Origin of the sequence: Achromobacter sp. HZ34 (genome assembly GCF_002209485.1) — a bacterium.
GTDB lineage: Bacteria > Pseudomonadota > Gammaproteobacteria > Burkholderiales > Burkholderiaceae_B > Bordetella_C.
On record NZ_NJIX01000002.1, the window covers coordinates 187,936 to 209,112 of the forward strand.

The 21,177-nt window shown below is 64.1% G+C and carries 21 protein-coding genes; 15 read left to right on the plus strand and 6 right to left on the minus strand.

The features are described 5' to 3' along the window. Positions 1-409: 409 nt before the first annotated feature. The 4 genes from CEY05_RS07560 to CEY05_RS07575 form a co-directional block, all read right to left on the minus strand. Positions 410-1,306 (minus strand): oxidoreductase, encoded by an 897-nt coding sequence (locus CEY05_RS07560; RefSeq protein ID WP_088597895.1) that lies wholly within the window; start codon positions 1,304-1,306, stop codon positions 410-412. A gap of 35 nt (positions 1,307-1,341) precedes the next feature. After that, the gene (locus tag CEY05_RS07565) at positions 1,342-2,169 is read right to left on the minus strand and encodes a DMT family transporter (protein WP_088597896.1); all 828 of its coding nucleotides are present in this window, start codon (positions 2,167-2,169) and stop codon (positions 1,342-1,344) included. A gap of 74 nt (positions 2,170-2,243) precedes the next feature. After that, positions 2,244-3,149, minus strand: a complete 906-nt coding sequence (gene gcvA / locus CEY05_RS07570; RefSeq protein WP_088597897.1) for a transcriptional regulator GcvA — start codon at positions 3,147-3,149, stop codon at positions 2,244-2,246. 115 nt (positions 3,150-3,264) lie between these two features. Beyond that, a complete protein-coding gene (locus tag CEY05_RS07575; RefSeq protein WP_143220312.1) occupies positions 3,265-3,891 on the minus strand; it encodes a DUF4142 domain-containing protein in 627 nt (208 codons plus the stop codon). A 112-nt stretch (positions 3,892-4,003) separates the two neighbouring features. Between CEY05_RS07575 and CEY05_RS07580 the strand changes: the two genes are divergently transcribed. Both CEY05_RS07580 and CEY05_RS07585 read left to right on the plus strand, forming a co-directional pair. After that, positions 4,004-5,398 carry an APC family permease gene (locus CEY05_RS07580; RefSeq protein WP_088597899.1) on the plus strand — a complete coding sequence of 465 codons (1,395 nt, stop codon included), beginning with the start codon at positions 4,004-4,006 and terminating at the stop codon, positions 5,396-5,398. 127 nt (positions 5,399-5,525) lie between these two features. After that, the gene (locus CEY05_RS07585) at positions 5,526-6,542 is read left to right on the plus strand and encodes an amino acid ABC transporter substrate-binding protein (protein WP_088597900.1); all 1,017 of its coding nucleotides are present in this window, start codon (positions 5,526-5,528) and stop codon (positions 6,540-6,542) included. A gap of 42 nt (positions 6,543-6,584) precedes the next feature. Here CEY05_RS07585 and CEY05_RS07590 read toward each other — a convergent pair whose 3' ends face one another. Then, a complete protein-coding gene (locus CEY05_RS07590; protein WP_088597901.1) occupies positions 6,585-7,481 on the minus strand; it encodes a LysR substrate-binding domain-containing protein in 897 nt (298 codons plus the stop codon). 170 nt (positions 7,482-7,651) lie between these two features. Here CEY05_RS07590 and CEY05_RS07595 point away from each other — a divergent pair, with 170 nt between their 5' ends. Next, a complete protein-coding gene (locus CEY05_RS07595) occupies positions 7,652-8,656 on the plus strand; it encodes a tripartite tricarboxylate transporter substrate binding protein (protein ID WP_198952717.1) in 1,005 nt (334 codons plus the stop codon). A 6-nt stretch (positions 8,657-8,662) separates the two neighbouring features. Continuing rightward, positions 8,663-9,949, plus strand: coding sequence for an amidase (locus CEY05_RS07600; protein WP_088597902.1), 1,287 nt, complete (start codon positions 8,663-8,665; stop codon positions 9,947-9,949). A gap of 67 nt (positions 9,950-10,016) precedes the next feature. Here the strand turns inward: CEY05_RS07600 and CEY05_RS07605 are convergent, their stop codons facing one another. Next, positions 10,017-10,916, minus strand: a complete 900-nt coding sequence (locus CEY05_RS07605; protein ID WP_088597903.1) for a LysR family transcriptional regulator — start codon at positions 10,914-10,916, stop codon at positions 10,017-10,019. A gap of 185 nt (positions 10,917-11,101) precedes the next feature. On the opposite strand from CEY05_RS07605, the gene CEY05_RS07610 reads away from it, so the two are divergent. From CEY05_RS07610 to CEY05_RS07660, 11 genes are all read left to right on the plus strand, one after another. Then, complete coding sequence (locus CEY05_RS07610) at positions 11,102-11,311, plus strand: hypothetical protein (protein ID WP_088597904.1); 210 nt, start codon at positions 11,102-11,104, stop codon at positions 11,309-11,311. Then, positions 11,308-12,717 carry an amidase gene (locus CEY05_RS07615; RefSeq protein ID WP_088597905.1) on the plus strand — a complete coding sequence of 470 codons (1,410 nt, stop codon included), beginning with the start codon at positions 11,308-11,310 and terminating at the stop codon, positions 12,715-12,717. The genes CEY05_RS07610 and CEY05_RS07615 overlap by 4 nt, the downstream gene beginning before the upstream one ends. 86 nt (positions 12,718-12,803) lie before the next feature. Next, positions 12,804-13,976, plus strand: coding sequence for an ABC transporter substrate-binding protein (locus CEY05_RS07620; RefSeq protein WP_158219273.1), 1,173 nt, complete (start codon positions 12,804-12,806; stop codon positions 13,974-13,976). Positions 13,977-14,089: 113 nt separating this feature from the next. After that, entirely contained in the window at positions 14,090-14,956 is an 867-nt protein-coding gene (locus tag CEY05_RS07625) for a branched-chain amino acid ABC transporter permease (RefSeq protein WP_088597907.1), read from the plus strand. Further along, entirely contained in the window at positions 14,953-15,975 is a 1,023-nt protein-coding gene (locus tag CEY05_RS07630; RefSeq protein WP_088597908.1) for a branched-chain amino acid ABC transporter permease, read from the plus strand. Before CEY05_RS07625 ends, CEY05_RS07630 begins: the two co-directional genes overlap by 4 nt. Then, positions 15,972-16,754, plus strand: coding sequence for an ABC transporter ATP-binding protein (locus tag CEY05_RS07635; RefSeq protein WP_088597909.1), 783 nt, complete (start codon positions 15,972-15,974; stop codon positions 16,752-16,754). The genes CEY05_RS07630 and CEY05_RS07635 overlap by 4 nt, the downstream gene beginning before the upstream one ends. Next, positions 16,732-17,442, plus strand: a complete 711-nt coding sequence (locus CEY05_RS07640) for an ABC transporter ATP-binding protein (protein ID WP_198952718.1) — start codon at positions 16,732-16,734, stop codon at positions 17,440-17,442. The genes CEY05_RS07635 and CEY05_RS07640 overlap by 23 nt, the downstream gene beginning before the upstream one ends. Before the next feature lie 98 nt (positions 17,443-17,540). Beyond that, positions 17,541-18,311 carry an SDR family NAD(P)-dependent oxidoreductase gene (locus tag CEY05_RS07645; protein ID WP_088597910.1) on the plus strand — a complete coding sequence of 257 codons (771 nt, stop codon included), beginning with the start codon at positions 17,541-17,543 and terminating at the stop codon, positions 18,309-18,311. A 23-nt stretch (positions 18,312-18,334) separates the two neighbouring features. Next, complete coding sequence (locus CEY05_RS07650) at positions 18,335-19,156, plus strand: phytanoyl-CoA dioxygenase family protein (protein ID WP_158219274.1); 822 nt, start codon at positions 18,335-18,337, stop codon at positions 19,154-19,156. Between the two features lie 53 nt (positions 19,157-19,209). Next, positions 19,210-20,106 (plus strand): polysaccharide deacetylase family protein, encoded by an 897-nt coding sequence (locus tag CEY05_RS07655; RefSeq protein ID WP_198952719.1) that lies wholly within the window; start codon positions 19,210-19,212, stop codon positions 20,104-20,106. Positions 20,107-20,122: 16 nt separating this feature from the next. Beyond that, positions 20,123-21,169 (plus strand): NAD(P)-dependent oxidoreductase, encoded by a 1,047-nt coding sequence (locus CEY05_RS07660; protein ID WP_088597912.1) that lies wholly within the window; start codon positions 20,123-20,125, stop codon positions 21,167-21,169. Positions 21,170-21,177 lie beyond the last annotated feature (8 nt).

A 21,177-nucleotide genomic window follows, 5' to 3' on the forward strand; every position in this document is an offset into this window, starting at 1 on the left:
AGCCCGCCGCCAGGGCTGCGGTACCCACGAGAGAGGACAAAGCGGAAGAGACGAGGATGGCGAGAGTACTGCGCGGAAAGAAGCGAGGCATCTGTAGGGCTCTGATACGTTTGTTACGAAATTCAGATCCTATCTCAATTGTCCTGAGTTGTATCTTATTATTTTCCAATGTGTCTTTTTTTACTCGCGCCCGCGTCATGTGTTTCAGGACGCCGTAATGCGATGTAAAGAAGCCCCGGATGCACCACAGCATCCCTCGACGTCCCGGTTCGACGCACCGCCCGTCCACGGTCGCCAAAAATCTCTACCCCAACGTTCCGAACGCTTCGTTAGCACCACGCGCTACGGCCTGCCAGGGGCGCCAGGGCGGTCGCCCGATAGCCCCGCCAATCTCACAAAGCGCGGCGGTTCAACCCGGGCCATCGCTGCCCGCGGCCAACAGCGGCACGATCACGTCACTGATCGGTGTCGGAATACGGTGAGTCCGGCCGAGCCTCTGTATGACGCCGTTGCGGCAGTCCCACTCCAGCGGCCTTCCCGCCTGTCGATCCGCGAGAATCGACGTGCCCATATCCGGGGGTGAATCGCGGAATCCATCCACCACGTCCTGGGCGACCTGATCGCCGAGCCTGGCGCCCTCGGCACGCGCGACCGCAAGACATTCTTTCGCATAAGCCAGCGCCAGCGCGCCGATATCGGCGCGGGCATACATCCCGGCGCGCCGGCCGGCCAACACCATCAATGCCGCCACTGCATTCTGTAGAAGCTTGCGCCAGGCGAGCGTGGCGAAGTCCGTTGCGGCTTCGACGGAACATCTCGTCCCGTGCAAGGCGGCGAGCACCACGCCGGCGGCCGGCGTGTCCGGCAACGTCAAGCGTGGAGCGCCCCGCAACCACACCGAAGCGTCGGATTCCCGCTGGGCGGGGAACCAGACCACCGCTGGCAAGACAGGATTGTCAGGCAGATACCGCGCAAAATTCGCGCGTTGCTCCACGCCGTTCTGCAGCACGCAGACGACCGTATTCGCATGGCACAAGGCCGCCAGCCAAGCTGCCGCGGCCTCGATCTGCGTGGCCTTGACCGCGACGAAGACCAGATCGAACGTCTTGCCCATCGTTGCCGGATCGGTGTGTACGGGACCCGGCACGACGATGCGTCCGCCATCGAACCGCAGCGCCAGCTGCGCATGGGCCGTGCGCCCACAAACCACCGGCGTACGACCGGCCTCATGCAGCGCCGCCGCCACGGTGGTTCCTATCGCCCCAGGACCGAGCAGGGCAATACTCAAATTCTCAAGATTCGTCATTGTCATCCTTTACTAACCAACGGTACCCGGTGGCCTCAGCCGATAATGATCGTCCCGGCGGCGATCACCGCACAAGACAGTATCTTTCGTACCGTGAGCGTTTCACCCAAAAAGAAATAGCCGATCAAAGTGGCGAACAACACGCTGGTTTCACGCAAGGCCGACACCGCCCCCATCGGCGCGCGCGACATGGCATAGATGACAAGACCGTAAGCAAGGAGGGAGACGATACCGCCCGCCATGGAAGTGATGAATCCAGGGCGCGGGGTCACCAAATCCTTCACGCCGCGCAGCCCGATATATACCGCCGGCATCAATACCCCCCACAGGGCGCACATCCAGAACGTATAAGCCAGCGGCGCGCCAGACAAGCGCACACCAATTCCGTCCGTCACGCTATAGGCAGCGATAAAACAGCCAGTCCCGAGCGCAGAGCGCAGGCTTGGACTTGTGCGGGTGCGCCACTGGAAAGCGAGGGAAATGATTCCGCTCGACACAAGGGCAATGCCGATCAATGCCCGCCCCCCTACCCATTCCCCCGCGATGATGGCCGACGCCAGCGTCACCAACACCGGAGAGGTTCCACGTGCGACAGGATAGGTTTGACGGAAGTCGCCGTCCCTGTAGCTCCGCACCAGGAATAAGTTGTAGCCGACATGCAGCACTGCGGAAATGACCGCGTAGTTCCAGCTGATTCTTGCGGGAGGCGCCAGGAAAGTGGCCCCCAACGCGCTGACCCCCGCCACTGCCACGCACATGACGGTCATCGACCATAATTTGTCCACGCCTGCACGCAGAAGCGCGTTCCAACTCGCATGCAGGAACGCAGCGAACAGCGTCAACGAGATGATGTAGGAGGGCATGCGGAATGGTAGCCACCGCAAAGTGCCCTGGTAAGCGATAACTTTTCATATCTGCATGATCAAAAGCTCATGCATCACTGATACCGGTGCTGTGCCTCTGCTGATTCCGCGAGCAGCCAATCGCGGAAGCTGACGACGTGGGGCTGTGACTCCGTCCCTTTTGGGCAAACGAAATAATAGGCAATCGGCGACGAGAACGACACGTCGAACAACTTGATCAAGCTGCCATTCGCGATCTCCGATTCCACGTGTCCACTGCGCGCCAAGGCGATCCCCTGGCCCAGCAACGCCGCTTCTATCGTCATATTGGTATCGGCGAAACGGACGTTCTCTTTCAGTGCCGAGATGCCCAGTCCTGCATGCTTGAACCAACTCTCCCATTTCGGCACGACATCCGCGCCGTCTCGGGTAAGTAGCGGGTAGCGCAGCAGCTCGGCCGGCTCATGCGGCGTGCCAAAACGCTTTAACAGGTCGGGACTGGCGACGGGAAAAACCTGCTCCCGGAACATGAATTCAGAATGCAACGCCGGATAATTGCCGTGGCCGATCCGGATCGCAACGTCAGGCTCGCCGTCCGAAAAACGGATGGCCTTGTCCGTCGTTTCCAGCGTGATCAACAGTTCCGGATGCTGCTTCGACAGGCCCGGCAATCGTGGGAGCAGCCACTTGAGAGCGAAGGAGTAAGTCGTGCTCACCTTTAGTCGGATCTTGCCCTTCTGCGCCTTGAGATCGGCAAGCGTGGCTTCCAGATTCGTGAAGAATTCCCGGATGATGGGCGCCAGCGCCGCACCTGCCGGGGTAAGGCTCAATGTTTTACCCCGCTGGAACAACTGCAAGCCCCACATCTCCTCCAGATTCTTCAGCTGATGGCTGACCGCGCTTTGCGTGATGTGCAGTTCTTCCGACGCGGAAGTAAATGTTGCATGCCTCGTCGTAACCTCGAAGGCACGCAGCATGGCAGTAGGCGGCAAATCTCGCATTCGCGGTTTCCTCGGGATGCCGGATCGAGCTCCAGGATGAATAGAAGCTCATGACCAAGCATTCTAACGGTCACCGTGCCTATCCACCGCCAGGATGTAAGGAAACCACCTGCCGCTATCGCGCAGGCGTGTCGAAGCGGCCGGACGGTGCCCGAGCAGCCCTGCCTTCCAATCCTTCGGCGAGGCGCAGATGTTCCTTCATCATCGGCAGGTACTTCTTGGCGAATTCCTTCACGTCCGGATCTTTCGCATCCTTGGCGGCTTCCGCGAAAACATTCACCGCGTGCGTATGCGCGGTTGCTCCGATACGTTCCGCGTACTTGGTGTCGAAGCCAGTGTCCGCTACCTCCAACGCCTTCAACTCCAGTTTCTGGGTGGTCCCCGGTTCGCCAGGAAGCGGATAGCCCTTGGCCTTGGCCAGCGCGCCAAGCTGCTGGCTCATCGCGGTATGGTCCTTGATCATCCGATCGGCAAACCCCTTGATGTCGGCACTGCCGGATTTTTGCTGCGCCAGCTTGCTGCCCTCGATCTCGAATATTCCCGCGCGGGCAACATCGTCGAGAAAATCGCGATCCTTGGCGTCCAGTTTCTGTCCCTGCTGCGCGGACGCCCCAGGAGCAGGGCTTTGCGCGCACGCCCAGGGAGCGGCCAGGCACGTCGCGATGCTCAGCGCCAATACGGCGCCCTTATTTTTTATCCGCATTTCCGTTCTCCTTAAATCAAACATCGCAGCGATACGCAAAAAAGGTGCCGAAGCTCGGTCGCAATAACGACTGACGAGCGGAAACAAGTCGAAAGCATCGCAATGTTCAGGCTCGTGTCAATCTCACTGTATCCGGGAAGAGGAGACAATAATGAGCACCGATAGCACGGCTGGCACGGGCACGCCCCTCAAACGCGTGATGGGGCCCAAACTCTTATTGCTGTTCATCGTGGGCGACATCCTGGGCACGGGTGTCTACGCGCTTACCGGCCAAGTCGCCGGGGAAGTTGGCGGCGCGGCCTGGCTGCCTTTCCTGATTGCCTTTGTCGTGGCGCTGCTGACCGCCTTCTCCTATCTGGAACTGGTGACCAAATATCCGAAAGCAGCCGGCGCCGCCTTGTACGTGCACAAGGCTTTCGGCGTGCACTTCTTGACGTTCATCGTCTGCTTCACAGTGATGTGTTCCGGCCTGACCTCGGCCGCCACGGCCTCGCGCGCCTTCTCCGCCAACCTGTTCGTGGCCTTGGGCATGGAACCCGACGCCACGGTCGTGACGCTGGGCGCGCTGGGCTTCATGTTGCTGGTGATGCTCGTCAACTTCCGCGGCGCCTCCGAGAGCGTAAAGGCAAACGTGGTGTTGACCCTGGTCGAATTGAGCGGCCTGCTGCTGGTGATCGTGCTGGGTTTCTGGGCGATGGCCGGCGGCCAGGCAGACTTCTCGCGCGTCATCGCCTTCGAGACGCCGCAGGACAAGAGCGTGTTCCTGGCCGTGACCACGGCCACCGGCCTGGCCTTCTTCGCCATGGTGGGCTTCGAGGACTCCGTCAATATGGCCGAGGAAACGCACGAGCCGAACCGCATCTTCCCCAAAGTGATGCTGACCGGACTGGGTATCACCGCCGTCATCTATGTGCTGGTGTCGATCTGCGCGGTCGCATTGATCCCGGTCGGCGAGCTGGCCAAGAGTTCGACGCCACTGGTTCTGGTGGTGCAGCGGGCCGCCCCAAACCTGCCGATGGACAAGATCATGCCGGTCATCTCGATGTTCGCGGTGGCGAACTCGGCGTTGATCAATATGATGATGGCGAGCCGGCTGCTGTACGGCATGTCGCGCCAGGGCGTGCTGCCGGCCTTCCTGGCCGCCGTGCACAAGCGCACGCAGACGCCGTGGGTCGCCATCCTGTTCACCACCGCGCTGGGCCTGGGACTGATCGTCCTGGTCGCCAGCAGCAGCTCCGAGGCCATCCGCGCCTTGGGCGGCACCACGTCATTGCTGTTGCTGGGCGTATTCACCTTCGTCAACGTGGCGGTACTGGTACTGCGGCGCGACCACGTCCAGCATGAACATTTCCGCATCGCCACGCTGATGCCCTGGCTCGGCGCCGCGGCCTGCCTGTTCCTGGTGCTGCCCGTCACCGGCCGCGACGTCATCCAGTATCAGGTCGCCGGCTGGCTGCTGGCGCTGGGCGTCGTGATGTGGGGCATCACCGTACTGACGCATCGCCAAGGCGTGGCGCGCCTGGATCCGGAGGAATTGAAGGAGTAGATTCGGTAGCGGCAAGCCGGCGTGGACAAAAAGCCGGCCAGCCATGTCCTGCCCGCTCATAGTCCGTCCGGAAATTTGTTACGCTGCGATCCCCAATACCAAAATGCGCGGGGTCGCGCGATAAAAAATGACGAGACTGAAGTTACTTGCGGTGGCTGCCACCCTGTCCCTCTCCTCCCTGGCCGCCCATGCCGGCGTGACCTTCGATGCAGTCAAGGCCAAGGGCTTTGTGCAATGCGGTGTTTCAACGGGCGTGGCCGGCTTCTCGATCGCCGACGGCAAGGGAAGCTTCAAGGGTCTGGACGTGGACCTGTGCCGCGCCCTCGCTGTCGCCATTTTCAACGACGCCAGCAAGGCCAAGATCACGGTGGTCAGCGCGTTGCAGCGCTTCACCGCCCTGCAGTCCGGCGAAGTGGATGTGCTGCCCCGCAACACCACCCTGACCCTGGCGCGCGATACCACCCTGGGCCTGATCGGCGTCGGCGTCAACTACTACGACAGCCAAGGCATCATGGTGAACAAGTCCCTGGGCGTGAAAAGCGCCAAGGAGCTGGACGGCGCCACAATCTGCGTACAGCCCGGCACCACCACCGAGTTGAACCTGGCGGACTGGTTCCGTTCGCAGAAGATCACGCTCAAGCCGGTCGTGGTCGACACCATGGACGAGGTCATCCGCACGTTCGTCGTCGGCCGCTGCGATGCCTTCACCGGCGACAAGTCGCAACTGGCCGGTGCCCGCAGCACCCTGCAGAACCCGGAAAACTACGACATCCTGCCGGAAAACTTCTCCAAGGAACCGCTGGGACCGATGGTGCGCCAGGGTGACGAGCAATGGTTCAACCTGGTCCGCTGGACCATGTTCGCCATGCTGGAAGCCGAGGAATACGGCGTGACCTCCAAAAACGTCGATGAAATGCTCAAGAGCACCAATCCCAACGTGCAGCGCCTGCTGGGCGTAACGCCCGGCATGGGCAAGAACCTGGGCATCGACGACAAGTGGGCCTACAACATCATCAAGACCATCGGCAACTACGGCGAAAGCTTCGAGAACAACGTGGGCCAAGGCAGCGCGTTGAAGCTGCCCCGTGGCTTGAACGCGTCCTACAAGGATGGCGGCCTGATGTACGGCTGGCCGGTGCGATAAGGGGCTGATGACTGAAGGGATGGCCGTCCAGGCGAGCCAGGATCAAACCACGCCAACGGCCATCAACGCCCGCTTCAAATCCGGCACGGCCGGGTTGAGGCCATTCGCCCGATAGGCCACGTAAAGCGTCGAACGGGGCAGGACCCTGGCCCGCAAGGGCAGATACCGCACGCCGTTCGGACGCAATTCGCTGATTGACGCAGGAACCACGGCGACGCCCACCCCCGCCGCTACCGGCGTCAGCAAGGTAGGCAGCAGGCTTTCCATGACGATGTTCGGCATCACGCCGTTATCGCTGAACAGCTGATGCAGCAGCGCATGGAAATACTCTGACCTGGCGCGCACGAAACCGATCAATGGCAAGCCGGCCAATTCCGCGATATCCACATGATCGCGCCCGGCCAGCGCATGGTTGCCAGGCACGGCAACGACCAGGGGCTCGGTATCGACGGCATCCATGCGCAGCTCATCGGCATCGATCGTGTCATGCCAACGGGTGACGGCGATATCGAGCCGGTCGCTGCGCAGCAGGTCCAGCAATGACGCGGTATCTCCCTCGATCATGGCCAGATGCACGCCAGGGTGATCCTGCCGATACATGCCCACGGCATCAGGCACCAACCGGTAGGCGCCGGTGGGCGTAAACCCGATGCGCAGCGAACCTGCTTCTCCCACCGCCACGCGCCGGGCTGCGGTCAAAGCCGCGTCGCCATCGTCCATCAGGCGCTTCAAGGCGTCCCGCAAGGCAGCCCCGGCGGCGGTCAGGCGCACCGTGCGGGTGGAGCGCTCGATCAGCGGCACCCCTACCCTTTCCTCGAACAGCCGCACCTGCTGGCTCAAGGGAGGCTGGCTCATATGCAGCTTCTGCGCGGCACGCCCGAAATGCAGTTCTTCGGCCACGGCCATGAAAGCGATGAGTTGACGGGAAAAAAGGGCCAAGGAGCGTCTCCGGCGACATGCCTGAACAACAGATCTGACCTATCAGGTCGATTATCGTATCAATCCGCTATGAATTTTATATTAGCCATATAAATAGGCGCTCCGTACTATGAATTCACACCCGGGCGATCGACGCCGCGGGTAGAACACATAGCTCAAGGGGAACACCTATGTTCATGCAAACACGCCGCAAGGCAGTCCTGGCCGCCGGCCTGGCGATGGCTGGCGCGCTGACGCTGGCCACCACGGCGCCCGCACAAGCCGCAGATGCCGCGCAAGCCCAGTACCCCACCAAGCCCATCCGCCTGATCGTGCCGTTCGGCCCGGGCAGCGTCACGGACCAACTGGCGCGAGTCCTGGCGTCGGCGCTCTCCGAGAAGTGGGGGCAATCCATCATCGTTGAGAACAAGGCCGGCGCCGGCGGCAATATCGGCGCCGGGTTCGTCGCCGAAAGCGCGCCCGACGGCTACACGCTGCTGATGGGCGCGGCCAGCACCAATGCCATCAATCCCAGCCTGTACCCGAACCTGAAGTTCGATCCGATGAAGGCCTTCGTACCCGTTGCCAACGTCGCCTCGGTGACCAACGTGCTGGTGGTCAATCCGCAGGTCAAGGCGCGCGACGTCAAGGGCCTGATCGAAGAACTCAAGGCCAACAACTACAGCTATGCATCGGGCGGCGCGGGTGGCAGCCAGCATCTGTCGGCCGAGCTGTTCAAGTCCATGTCCAAGACCGACATGGTGCACATTCCCTACAAAGGCGGCGCCGAGCCCTTGCCGGACTTGATGAGCAACCGCGTGCAGGTGATGTTCTGCAACCTGCCCGTGTGCCTGCCGCATATCCAGGCCGGCAAGCTGGTCGCCCTTGGCGTCACCTCCACCCAGCGCTCGCCCTTGTTGCCCAAGGTTCCCACCATCGCTGAAGCCGGCCTGCCCGGCTATTCCGTGGACGGCTGGTTTGCGCTGTTCGCGCCGGCCAAGGTTCCCGCTGCCATCGTGGCTCGCCTGCACGACGAGACGGCGCAAGTGCTGGCCTCTCCCGCGGTTGCCGAGCAGATCCGCCGCCAGGGCGCCGAACCGAATACCGGCAGCCAGGCGGATTTCGCCAAATTCGTACAGGCCGAACACGACAAATGGGCGAAGGTGATCAAAGACGCCAACATCCGTATCGAGTAAACGGCCATGGAACGATCGAGTACCTTGCCCGGGATCGCGCAGGCTTTGTCCCTGATGGAAACAGGCGCCCTGCGCGCCCGCGACCTGGCGGAACATTGCCTGGCGCGGCTGCAAGCCCGCAACGCTGAAGTCCACGCGTTCTGCGCCTACGATGCACAACGCATACGCAGGCAGGCCGACGATGTGGATGCCGGCGTCCGGCGCGGCTTGCTCGCCGGCATTCCGTTTGCCGCCAAGGACGTGATCCATAGCGCGGACTATCCCACCACCTACGGATCGCCCATCTACGCGGGGTATCAGACGGGACGGGACGCCGCTTGCATTGCGCTGGCGCGCGAACAGGGTGGCGTGATGATGGGCAAGGTGGTCACCAGCGAGTTCGCCACGCAGACGCCCGGACCGACGCGCAATCCCTTGAACCTCGCGCATACGCCGGGCGGTTCTTCCAGCGGCTCTGCCGCTGCTGTCGCCGATGGCATGGCGCTGGTGGCATGGGGCACGCAGACGACGGGATCGATCACCCGCCCGGCGATCTACTGCGGCGTGGTCGGCTATAAGCCCAGCTTCGGCCTGGTATCGACCGCGGGCATCGGCCTGCTCAGCCCTTTGCAGGACACGGTAGGCATTCTTGCGCGGGATGTAAGCGATGCGGCAGCGACGGTCCTGGGTATACATGGCCGGCGTTTCCGCCCCGCCGCGGCGGATCGCCGCTACCGTCTGGCGGTCTGCCTGTCGTCCCAATGGCGCCATGCCAGCGCGCAAGCCATCGCCGCGCTGGACGATTGGGTTGCCCGCCTGGGCCGGGCCGGCTTCACCGTCAGCCAGCGGACGTTGACGGCCGGCCATGAAGGCTTGATCGAAGACCAGGGGCGCCTCGTTGCCTACGACGCACGCCAGGCCCTGGCCCACGAGCGCCTGACGGACAAGGCGCGGCTCAGCCCGCGCCTGACCGAACGGATGCGGGGCGGCGAGGCCATCGACCTGCCCACGTACCTGGCCATGCAGCAACGCGCGGCAGCGGGCCGCGCAAGGGCCGAAGAACTGTTCGAAGATATCGATGCCCTGGTCTATCTGGCCACGGACGGCGAAGCGGAAGCCGGTCACAACAATTCCGGTTCGCCGCGGTATGGCGCGCTGTGGACGTTATTGCATCTGCCAACCATCGCCCTGCCCGTCACCCGGGGATCTGGCGGTCTGCCGCTGGGGGTACAACTGATAGGCCGCTACGGCCAGGATGAAGCGCTCCTGCAAATCGCCGAGCGGGCAGCCATGTGCGGCGGGCGTGATCAATGACCAACGGCCGATGACCAATGAATAGGGGCCGCGGACGCCCTGGCCCTGGGTGGCGCCGTCGGTGCACTCAGGCCGCCAGCCGCCGTATACCCCTGTCCAGGGGCGCAGCCTGCGACAGCAGTTCAATGAACGCCGTCGCCATCGGGCTTAGCGTGGCCCGCTTGCGATACAGCACGCCGATGGTACGCCGGCACGCCCGCCCCGGCAGCGCCACGGAGCGCAGGTCGCTCATGTTCACACCCTTCAACCCGCTGCTGGGGATGATGGTCAGCCCCAGCCCGCTGCGCACCATGCTGACAGCCGTTCCCATATACGCCACCTCGATGGTCGGCACCAGCTCCGGCCGATTCAGCCGCAACGCACGATCCGCCGAGCCCAGCGCCAGCATGATCAGCGGATACGACTCCAGGCGCCGCCAGGTAAGCGGCTCGGCCAGGATTTCGTGCCCCACCGGCGCCACCACGACCAGGTGATCGCGGAACAAGGGCGTGAACTCCAACTCGGCGTCCCCATTCAATTCCGACCCCACGCCCAACTCCACCTCGCCGCGTTTGACCGCATCGATCACCGCGACATTCAATTCCTCGCGCATCAGCACCCGCATGCCGGGATAGCGCGCGCGGAAGTTGGCCAGCACCTCCGTCAACAAGCCGAAGGCCAGCGAGGGCAAGGCCGACAGTTGCAGTTGCCCCGCCACGCCGGACCCGACATCCGATATGCGCCCGTAGGCTTCCTTCAGATCCTTCAGTATCGGCGTGACGTCCCGGTAAAAACCTTGGCCCGGCGAGGTCAGCCGGCAGCTTCGTGTCGTGCGCTCGAACAGCGCAATGCCGACGTCCTCCTCCAGTTGGCGTATCAACACGGAGAATGAGGATTGGGTGATATGCAGCTCCGCGGCCGCCTTCGCGAATGAGCCCAAACGCGCGGCCAGGACGAACGCCTGCAACTGGCGGTACTTGATATTCATCGAACATTCCACCTTGATGAAGGCTCTGCGGATAAACCCTGAGCGAGCCTCCTGGTTGCGTACAGACTCTGCGCGTAAACCCTAGGCGAGCCCTTAGTTTTTTACTGATAATCCTTGCAGATTATCCAATAGTCATTGGCGCCTTGCATGCGCAAACTAGAGCCCATCATATTCAACGGATGCCTATGATGACGCTCCAGGACGCGGACCCACCGATCGACCTGCTGTTTACCCTGATGGCGGAGGATGCGGGCCTGCACGAGATCGCCGCCAAGTACCGCCAGGACATGCTCGCGGCCGTCGAATCGGCGAAGCAGCTGCGCAACGCGCTGTTCACGTTGGACGATGTCACGGCGGAACCCTGGCCCCCCATGCAGACCCGGAGCCCGGCATGACCGACATCCACTGGATGACCGCCGCCGACCTGGCGCGCGCCTACCGCGCCGGTACCCTGACGCCGGCAATCGTCGTCGATAAATTGCTGCAGCGCATCGCCCACCACGATCGCAACATCAACGCCTTCGTTTCCGTCGATGCCGAGCAGGCACGAGCCCAGGCGCGTGCCGCCGGCGAGGAAATGGCGCGCGGCATCTGGCGCTCGCCGCTGCACGGCGTGCCCGTGGGCATCAAGGACTTGATCGACATCGCCGGCCAAGTCACCAGCTGCCATTCACGCCTGATGCTGAACCAGGTGGCGCGGCAAGACGCGACCGTGGTGGCGCGACTGCGCGAGGCCGGCGCGATCCTGCTGGGCAAGCTGGCCCTGCATGAATTCGCCATCGGCGGCCCGAGCAACGACGCGGCCTATCCGCCGGCGCGTAACCCGTGGGATCCGCGCCACCAGACCGGCGGGTCCTCATCGGGCTCCGGCGCGGCCGTGGCCGCCGGCTTCGTCCCCTTGGCGCTGGGCACCGACACCGGCGGCTCCATCCGCAATCCGGCGGGGCACTGCGGCGTGGCCGGCCTGAAGCCGACCTATGGCGCGGTCTCCCGCCATGGGGTGTTCCCCCTGTCGTTTACGCTGGACCATGTCGGCCCCATCACGCGGTCGGTGGAAGACCTGGCGCTGGCGATGAATGTCCTGGCCGGCCACGATCCCGCCGACCCCGCCAGCGCGCGCGCGGCGGCGCCGGACCATCTTGCCGGGCTGAGCCAGGGCCTGGCAGGCTTGCGCTTCGGCATCGTGCGCCATTTCCATGAAGAGGACGCGCGCGCCAGCGACGAGATCATCCAGGCCATCGACCGTTGCGGCGCCGTGCTGCGGGAGGGTGGTGCCGAAGTGGTGGACATCAGGCTGCCGCCGCTGTCGCGCTTCACGATGACGCAACGTGTCATCTTCCACGCGGAATCCTGGGCCGTGCATGCGAACTGGCTACGCAGCCGGCCCGGCGACTATTCCCATATCGCGCGCCGCAAGCTCATCGTGGGCGCCTTTCTGGGTGCCGGCGACTACGTCCAGGCCGAGCGCTGGCGCAAGCAGTTGATCGAAGCCGTCGACGGCGCCCTGGAACAGGTCGATGTGCTGATCGTCGCGAACTCCTTCGAGCCCGCGTCCGAAATCGCCGACGAAATCGAATTCGCCCGCACCTACGGCCGCCATGCCCGCTCGCCATTCAACCTGACCGGCCACCCCGCGCTGGCCTTGATGTGCGGCCTGTCCAGCACGGGCCTGCCGCTGTCGGTGCAGTTTGTCGGCCGTTGCCACGGCGACAACACGCTGCTGCGCGCCGGCGCGGGCTTCGAAAAGCACTCCGGATGGGGCGCCAGCCATCCACCGATGTCCTACCCGCGCGCGGCGTAAGCCTGACGCGGGGTTTGAAGCACCTGATCCACGAGCACCCTATAACAAGCTGCACCATCAATAACCGATTCGTTCAAGGGAAAAACATGATGAAGTCCATCAAAGTGCTGGCCTTTGCCGCGGCCATGTTGACCGCCGGTGCCAGCCACGCGCAGGAAGAGTTGAAGATCGGCGCCATCGGCCCCCTGTCGGGCGGCGGCACTGCATGGGGTCTGGCACTGCAACGCGGCGTGCAGATGGCCTTCGATGAAGTCAAGGCCGCCGGCGGGCTCAAGGTCGGCGACAAGGTCTACATGCCCAAGCTGGTCATGTACGACGACAAATACACCGCCGCGGGAGGCCGTGCCGCCGCCGACCGCCTGATCAACGCCGACAACGTCAAGTTCATCATCGGTCCGATAGGCTCGCCGTCGGTACTGGCCACCGTCGCCGCCACCACGCCGGCCAAGACGGTGCTCCTGTCCAATGGATTCGCGCCGCAGATCTTGAAGAATGACGCGAAATCGCCATACAACTTCCGCGTCGTCAACAGCACCGTGGAATTCGGTCCGCCCATGGTGAAGTGGTTCCACGACAACTTCCCGCAGGTCAAGAAAGTGGCGCTGATCGCCCCCAACGATGCGGTGGGCCAGGCGATCATTCCCCAGCTCGAGGCTTATTACAAGGCCAATGGTTTTTCGGTCTGGACCGAACTGTACGATCGCGGCACCAAGGAATTCACGCCCTTGATGGCGCGCATGATGGCGCAGAATGTCGACGCCCTGGACCTCAACAGCAATGCGCCCGGCGAAGGCGCGCTGCTGCTCAAGCAAGCCCGCCAGAGCGGCTTCAAGAAACCGATCTGGCAGATCGGCGGACCGGCGGTGGACGAGATGATAGAAATCGCCGGCCCCATGGCCGAGGGCTTCATCTCATTGAACGTCTTCGACTTTTCCTCGCCCGAAGCGAAGAAGTTCGTGGATGGCTACCGCAAGGAGTTCGGCGACGGGGTCATCAATGCGCAAGCCCCCATGTGGAACAACGCCGCGAAGATATTGATGGAAGCCATGCGCCGTGCCGGCACCGTGACCGACGCCAACGCGGTGCGTGATTCGCTGGAGAAGCTCGAAGGCTACGACGCCGGCCTGTACGGCCCCGTGCGTTGGGGCGGCATGGGTGACTACGGCGTCGACCATCAATTGCTGATGAAGTTCTGGATGGTGAAAGTCCAGGGCGGCAAGCAAACGGTGATCCAGGCGCTGGATCCGGTCAAGCACTAAGCCACGCCAGCCGCGAGCGCGGCCCGCGCTAGCGCTCCTCCCCCCGCCGCCCGGCGGCGGGGACGGCATCCCGCGGGGCCGCCCAGGCGTCCGACCTACCCGGAGCATCACCTATGTTCACGCTACCCATACTCAGCCAGGTCGTGTTGAACGGCCTGAGCCTGAGTGCGATCTACATATTGGTCGCCCTCGGATTCACCTTGCTGTTCGGCATCATGCGCGTCGTCAACTTCGCGCACGGCGCCTTCGCCATGCTGGGTGGATACGCGCTCTACTACCTCTACGGTGTCTATCAACTGCCCTACCCCATCGCCATCCTGGGCGGCGCGGTGCTGGTGGCGGCCCTGGCGCTGATCCTGGAGCGGCTGGTGTTCCGCTGGTTCTACCACAAGATGTTCCAGAGCATGATCGCGCTGCTGGGACTCAACCTGGCGCTGGTGTATGCCGCGGTCCTGGTGTGGGACGTCAACGAACGGTCCCTGCCGTCGGTATCGGACCGGATGATCGACACCCTGGGTATTTCGATACCCGCCGACAGACTGATCATCATTTGCATCGCCGGGGTGGTCCTGGCGCTGTTCTGGCTGTTCGTGACGCGTACCCGGCAAGGGCTGGCGATGCGCGCGGCCGCCATGGATCCGGAGATCGCCGCCACGCAAGGCATCAATACCCGCGGCATCTACATGCTGGCCTTTTTCATCGCCATCTTCATGACCGCGCTGGCAGGCGGCCTGTACGCCCAGAGCTACGCCTTGTCGCCCTTCATGGGCGATCGCCCGCTGATGGTGGCGTTCATCGTGGTCATCCTGGGCGGCATGGGCAGCGTGCCCGGCGCCGCGCTGGGCGGCCTGCTGCTGGGCTTTACCGAGAGCTTTCTCTCGACGTTCTACGGCGCGTCGATCTCCTCCTTCGTCTCGTTTGGCGTGGTGATCGCGCTGCTGGTCTTGCGGCCCTGGGGCCTGCTGGGGAAACCTGAATGACAGTCCAAACACATGCATCCGTCGCGGTCGGCCGGGCCCAGGCGCCCGCCGACCACGCGCGTTCGACGCGGACCCGCACCAGGCGCGTGGTGGCGGCCGCCATCGCCCTGCTGGCCGCCGTGGCCTGGCCCCTGTTGAGCCCGAACACTTTCTACATCAACCTGGGCATCATGGTGGCACTGGGCGCCATCGGCGCCGTCACCCTGAACCTGATCATCCGCACGGGCCACATCTCGCTGGCCCATGGCGCGTTCATGGGCGTGGCGGCCTACACCAGCGTCCTGCTGCAAGTCCGGCTGGGTTGGTCCTTCCCGCTGGCGCTCGTCGCCGGTTGCCTGGCTTCCGGCCTGCTGGCGCTGCTGATCGGGCCCATCATCCTGCGCCTGACCGGCAAATACTTTGTCCTCGTCACCTTCCTGCTGGGAGAAGTGGTCCGCCTCGTCTTCACCGAATGGCAGTCCGTGACCGGCGGCGCCAACGGCATCGACCAGATCCCGCCAGGCATGAAGTTCTTCGCCTCGCCGGTGGCGTTCTACTACTTCTGCCTGGCGGCGTCGGTCCTGTGCATCGCCATCGTCTGGCGCATCCTGTGTTCGGACATCGGCCGCCAGATCGATGCCATCCGCGAAGCCGACCGCATCGCGGAGAGCTCGGGCGTGCCCGTCATCCGCATCAAGGTGCTCATGTTCGTCATCGCCTGCGCGCTGGTCGGCATCCAGGGCGCGTTGCAAGCCCAGATGATCCATGCCATCGAACCCGCCGCCTTCAACATGGACGTATCCCTGAGCATGGTGGTGATGAACGTGCTGGGCGGCATGTATTACCTCATCGGCCCGCTGCTGGGCACCATCTTCATGGTGGCGCTGCCGGAATTGCTGCGTGGCTACGTCGAACTGCAGCAGATCATCTTCGGCATCATCCTTATCGTGGTGATGGCGGTCCTGCCCGGCGGGGTGGTCGGAATCTGGCAACTGGCCCGCTCCCTGGTCCTGCGCAAAACCCGGGGAGGCCAGGCATGAGCCAGCTACTCGAAGTTTCCGGATTGACACGCCGCTTCGGTGGCCTGGTGGCCGTCAACGACCTGAGCTTCCAGATCGATGAAGGCGAGATCGTCGGCCTGATCGGTCCCAACGGCGCCGGCAAGACGACGGTGGTCAACCTGGTGAGCGGCATGATACGTCCGAGCACCGGGACCATACGCTTCGCCGGCGCCGACATCACGAACCAGCCGGCGCACCGGCGGGCCAGCCGGGGGCTCGTGCGTACATTCCAGGCGACGGCGGTCTACCGCGAATGCACCGTGCGGGAGAACGCCGAACGGGGCACCTTCCTGCAATGCTATCCGGGCCACCTGGCGGCCTTCTTCGGCACCCCGCACGCCCGCGCCATGCACAGGGCGGCGCGCGACCGGGCCGCCGAACTGCTGGAGTGGCTGGGGCTGGAGCACCTGGCCGACGCGAAGGCGAACGCCCTGCCTTACGGCCATCAGAAGACCCTGGGCATCGTCATCGCCCTGGCCGCCAAGCCCCGGCTGATACTGCTCGACGAGCCGGTGGCCGGCCTCAGCGCGGAAGAAACCGATCACGTGCGCGACACCATACTGCGCGTGCGGGAGCGCGGCATATCGGTCATGGTCATCGACCACAACATGCGCTTCATCAAGGGCCTGTGCGACCGGCTGTTCGTCTCGGCGCAGGGCAGCAAGATCGCGGAAGGCACGCCCGACGAGGTGCTGGCCAATCCGCAAGTCATCGAAGCCTATCTGGGGAAGGCGTATGCCACTGCTAAGCGTCAGTGACCTGAACGTCCGTTATGGACAAATCCAGGGAACGCAAAGCGTGTCCCTGGACGTCGAGCCCGGCCAGACGGTGGCCCTCATCGGCGCCAACGGCGCCGGCAAGAGCAGCACGCTGAAGGCCATCCTGGGACTGGTGCGCTGGCACAGCGGCAGCATCCGCCTGCAGGACCGCGACCTGCGTGGACTGGCGCCGCACGACATCCTGCGGGCGGGCGTCGGCTTTTCGCCGGAAGGACGGCGCGTGTTTGCCCAGCTCAGCGTGGTGGAGAACCTGCGGGTGGGCGGCTACAGCCGCTCCAAGGACCAGGTGCAGGCGCGCATCGAACAGATGTTCACCTACTTTCCCCGGTTGAAGGAACGCCATCGGCAGGACGCCGGCAGTCTCAGCGGCGGCGAACAGCAGATGCTGGCGATCGGCCGCGCGCTGATGTCCTTCCCCAAGCTGTTCCTGCTCGATGAGCCGTCCCTGGGGCTGGCGCCCATCATCGTCGATCGTATCGGCGAGATCCTGCAGGAGATCCAGCAGGCCGAAGGGCTGGCGATCATGCTGGCCGAGCAGAACGCCACCTGGGCGCTAAGCATCGCTCACCGGGGCGTGATCCTGGAAATGGGGCGCAATGTGGACGACGGGGACTCGGAGACCTTGCGCGCCAGTCCGAAGATACGCAGCGCGTATCTCGGGCTGTGAGCCGTGGATCCCTGGCGCCCTCCGTCCTTGGACCCTCGGCCCTTCATGCCGCGCCTCCCTGAACGCCTCCCTCGGATAACGACTTTGGAACCCTGACCATGCATGAACAAAAACTGCGCGACAAAGTCGCTGTCGTCACCGGCGCGGCATCGGGTATAGGCGCCGCCACCGCCCTGCTGTTCGCCCGGCAGGGCGCCCGTGTCGCCCTGATCGACATCGACGAACCGGGGCTGCGCCAGGTCGCCGCCGACATCGAAGCCGCCGGCGGCCTGTGCCGCACGGGCGTCTGCGATGTCACCCAGCACGCCCAGGTGCAGCGCTGCGCCGACGACATCATCGGCGCCTGGGGCGGCGTGGATGTCATCATGCCCTGCTCCGGCGTCTCCGTCGGCGGCACCGTGGACACCATAGACGAAGCGCTGTGGGACCGCGTGTTCGATATCAATGTGAAAGGCACCTATCTGTGGCTGCACGCGGTGCTGCCATCGATGATCGCCCGCGGCGGCGGATCGGTGATCCTGCTCGGTTCGCAACTCGTGGCGTCCAGCGGCGGCAACAATGCCGCCTACATCGCCTCCAAGGGCGCGCTGGCCACCTTGGCCAAGACCATGGCCGTGGACCATGCGCACCAGGGCATACGCGTCAATGCCCTGATGCCGGGGGTCACCGACACCGCCATGGTGCGCAAGTCCCTGCAGCGTTACGAAGATCCTGAAGAAACCGGCCGGCGCTGGATGGCACGCCACGCCATGGGACGCATGGGGCGTCCGGAAGAAGTGGCACGCGCCGCCCTGTTCCTGGCCAGTGACGATTCCTCGTTCACCACCGGCAGCCACCTATATGTCGACGGCGGCTGGGCGGCGAAATGACTACCTTCAAAATGGAGCACCACATGGGCAAGAAACTTTCGCAAGACCAGATCGACCAGTACCGGGACAAGGGTTACGTCAGCCCGGTGGATGCCTTCACCCGGGAACAGGCCACGGCCTACCTCGCGGAACTGGAGACCTTCGAAGCCTCGCAGGGCCGTCAGTTGACCAAGGGCTTCAACTTCAAGCCGCATCTGCTGTTTCCCTGGGTGGACAGCATCGCCAGGAGCCCGGCCGTGCTCGACGCCGTGGAGGATCTGCTGGGGCCTGACATCCTGCTGTTCCACCTGTCGGTGTGGCCCAAGAACGCCCGCGATTCCGCCTTCATCAACTGGCATCAGGACGCGACGTATTTCGGGCTGGCCCCGTCCACGCAACTGACCGTGTGGGTGGCCCTGTCCGATGCGCCGGTGGAAGCAGGCTGCATGGAGGTGGTGCCGGGCTCCCACAAGCTGGGACAACTGCACCATGGCCAGAACCACACGGACAACATCCTGCTGTCCAAGGGCCAGACGGTCGATGTGCCCTTTGACAAGTCGCACACGGAATTCATGCCGGTGCGCGCGGGCCAGATGTCGCTGCACGACACGTTCCTGGTTCATGCCTCGGGGCCCAACACCACCGACCATCGCCGCGTCGGCCTGGGCTTCAGCTTCATTCCCGCCAGCTCCCGCTGTGTCAGCAAGACTCGCCTTACCGCATCGCTGGTGCGGGGCAAGGACTACGGCAATTTCGACCTGGAAACCCCGCCGCGCGTCGCCAATGGCGAAGCAGAACGCGCCTTGCACGCAGAGGCCGTAAAGCGCTTCCGGGCGTCCAACGACGAGCAGGCCGCCGCGTACTGATCTCACTGAGTACTGGTCTCATCCCAAACCGACATCACCGGGAACCGCACATCATGCTGGAATTACCGCATCACGGCCGCTACCCCTACTCCGCCATCACCCAACGCCCGGATTACTCCTGGCCGGGCGGCAAGCGCCTGGCCATCTATCTCGCCTTGAACATCGAGCACTTCGCGTTCGGTGACGGCCTGGGCCATGCCATGACCAATACCCTGCCCGGCATCGACCCCCGCACCTTCGCCTGGCGCGACTATGGCAACCGGGTCGGGGTATGGCGCCTGCTCGAATTGCTGGACGACCTGCGGGCGCCCGCCTGCCATCTGGTGAACACCACCGTCATGGACTATGCGCCGGCGATCACCGAGGCCATCATGGCGCGCGGCGACGAGGTCATCGGCCATGGCCGCACGAATGCCGAACGCCAGGGGCAATGGTGGGAAGTGGACGAGAAACGCGTGTTGGAGGAAGTGCGCGACAAGATCGTGCAGCACACCGGGCGTGCGCCGCGCGGGTGGATGGGACCGTGGATGTCGCAAAGCCGCGTCACCCCCGACCTGCTGCAGGAGACCGGCTTCAAGTTCGAGATGGACTGGCCGGGTGACGATCAGCCGATCTGGATGAAGACGCGGCAGGGCCGGCTGATGTCGATGCCCTACTCGCTCGAAATCAATGACTCTCCCCAGATCATCGTCCGCCACCACACCGGCGAAGACTTCGCCACGATGATCGTGCATCAGTTCGAGGAGATGTTGCGGCAGTCCGAACGCCAACCGCTGGTCCTGGGCATTGCCCTGCACACGATGATCGTCGGCCAGCCCTACCGCCTGTACGCCTTGCGCAAGGCCCTGGAACACATCGTCAACCATCCGCAAGCGGACAAGGTGTGGCTGACGCGGCCCGGCGAGATCTACGACCACCTGATGACCTTGCCCGAAGGGACGGTCGTCTAAGCACCAGGAGCCCATCATGATGCGCGTACTGGTCACGGGCGGAGCGGGCTTCGTCGGCCTGGCCCTGGCCCAGGCCCTGCTCGAACAGGGGGCCGAGGTCCACTTATTCGATTCCCGGCCGCCGCCCATGCTCTTCCTGGAGACGATGCGGCCGCATGCCGCGCGCCTGACCGTGCAGCAAGGCAGCGTCGGCGACGAGGACTCCGTTGGCGTGGCTTGCCAGGGCGTATCCCACGTCTTCCACGGCGCCGCCGTCACCGCGGGCCCGCGGCGGGAGGCAAGCGAACCGCTCAACGTCTTCGACGTCAACGTAGGCGGCACGATTCGGGTGTTGCGCGCGGCCGCGGATGCGGGCGTGAAGCGATTCGTCTATCCCAGCTCCCTGACCGTCTATGGCGCTGAGATCGAGGGCGACGGACTGCTGGAGGAAGCGACCACGCCCGCCGTTCCCGACACCCTGTACGGCATCACCAAGTACGCGGCGGAATGCACCGCCCTGCGCCTGGGTGCGCTATGGGGCTTGAGCGTCGCGACCGCGCGCATCGGTTCCGTCTTCGGCCCCTGGGAGGGCAAGAGCGGCGCCCGCGATCTGGTAAGCCCCTGCGCCCAGGTCGCCGCGCTGGCGGCCCAGGGCAAGCCGGTGATCCTGCCGGGGACCTATCCACGGCGGGAAATGATCTACGCCCCGGATCTTGCGCAGGGACTGATCGCGCTGCTGGCCACGCAAGACCTGCCCCATGAGCGCTACAACCTGTCGGCCAACCTCGACTGGTCCGACACGCTGGTGCACTGGTGCACGGCGCTTGAACAGCGCCTGCCCGGTTTCCGTTGGGAGGTGTCCGGGTCCCAGGCGAATATCGCGCAGTCAAATGTCGGGCAGTCAAATGTCGGGCAATTAAACGCCGCACAACCGAACATCGACTATTACGGTGCGACGCCCCGCGCCGGCCTGGACGCGACGCGCGCCTGTACCGACCTGGGATTCACACCGCGTTTCGGGCGCGACGCCGCCCTGCGCCACTACGCCGACTGGGTAGCCCGGCACTCCTCATTTTTTTCCTGAAAGGACTT

Bases quoted from the DNA above. Each gene is read 5' to 3' on its own strand.
- CEY05_RS07605 (WP_088597903.1), bottom strand. From the start codon at position 10,916: ATGAATATCAAGTACCGCCAGTTGCAGGCGTTCGTCCTGGCCGCGCGT.
- CEY05_RS07630 (WP_088597908.1), top strand. From the start codon at position 14,953: ATGACAGTCCAAACACATGCATCCGTCGCGGTCGGCCGGGCCCAGGCG.
- CEY05_RS07600 (WP_088597902.1), top strand. From the start codon at position 8,663: ATGGAACGATCGAGTACCTTGCCCGGGATCGCGCAGGCTTTGTCCCTG.
- CEY05_RS07610 (WP_088597904.1), top strand. From the start codon at position 11,102: ATGATGACGCTCCAGGACGCGGACCCACCGATCGACCTGCTGTTTACC.
- CEY05_RS07560 (WP_088597895.1), bottom strand. From the start codon at position 1,306: ATGACGAATCTTGAGAATTTGAGTATTGCCCTGCTCGGTCCTGGGGCG.
- CEY05_RS07625 (WP_088597907.1), top strand. From the start codon at position 14,090: ATGTTCACGCTACCCATACTCAGCCAGGTCGTGTTGAACGGCCTGAGC.
- CEY05_RS07595 (WP_198952717.1), top strand. From the start codon at position 7,652: ATGTTCATGCAAACACGCCGCAAGGCAGTCCTGGCCGCCGGCCTGGCG.
- CEY05_RS07635 (WP_088597909.1), top strand. From the start codon at position 15,972: ATGAGCCAGCTACTCGAAGTTTCCGGATTGACACGCCGCTTCGGTGGC.
- CEY05_RS07655 (WP_198952719.1), top strand. From the start codon at position 19,210: ATGCTGGAATTACCGCATCACGGCCGCTACCCCTACTCCGCCATCACC.
- CEY05_RS07650 (WP_158219274.1), top strand. From the start codon at position 18,335: ATGGGCAAGAAACTTTCGCAAGACCAGATCGACCAGTACCGGGACAAG.
- CEY05_RS07565 (WP_088597896.1), bottom strand. From the start codon at position 2,169: ATGCCCTCCTACATCATCTCGTTGACGCTGTTCGCTGCGTTCCTGCAT.
- CEY05_RS07615 (WP_088597905.1), top strand. From the start codon at position 11,308: ATGACCGACATCCACTGGATGACCGCCGCCGACCTGGCGCGCGCCTAC.
- CEY05_RS07580 (WP_088597899.1), top strand. From the start codon at position 4,004: ATGAGCACCGATAGCACGGCTGGCACGGGCACGCCCCTCAAACGCGTG.
- CEY05_RS07640 (WP_198952718.1), top strand. From the start codon at position 16,732: ATGCCACTGCTAAGCGTCAGTGACCTGAACGTCCGTTATGGACAAATC.
- CEY05_RS07660 (WP_088597912.1), top strand. From the start codon at position 20,123: ATGATGCGCGTACTGGTCACGGGCGGAGCGGGCTTCGTCGGCCTGGCC.
- CEY05_RS07645 (WP_088597910.1), top strand. From the start codon at position 17,541: ATGCATGAACAAAAACTGCGCGACAAAGTCGCTGTCGTCACCGGCGCG.
- CEY05_RS07620 (WP_158219273.1), top strand. From the start codon at position 12,804: ATGATGAAGTCCATCAAAGTGCTGGCCTTTGCCGCGGCCATGTTGACC.
- CEY05_RS07585 (WP_088597900.1), top strand. From the start codon at position 5,526: ATGACGAGACTGAAGTTACTTGCGGTGGCTGCCACCCTGTCCCTCTCC.
- gcvA (WP_088597897.1), bottom strand. From the start codon at position 3,149: ATGCGAGATTTGCCGCCTACTGCCATGCTGCGTGCCTTCGAGGTTACG.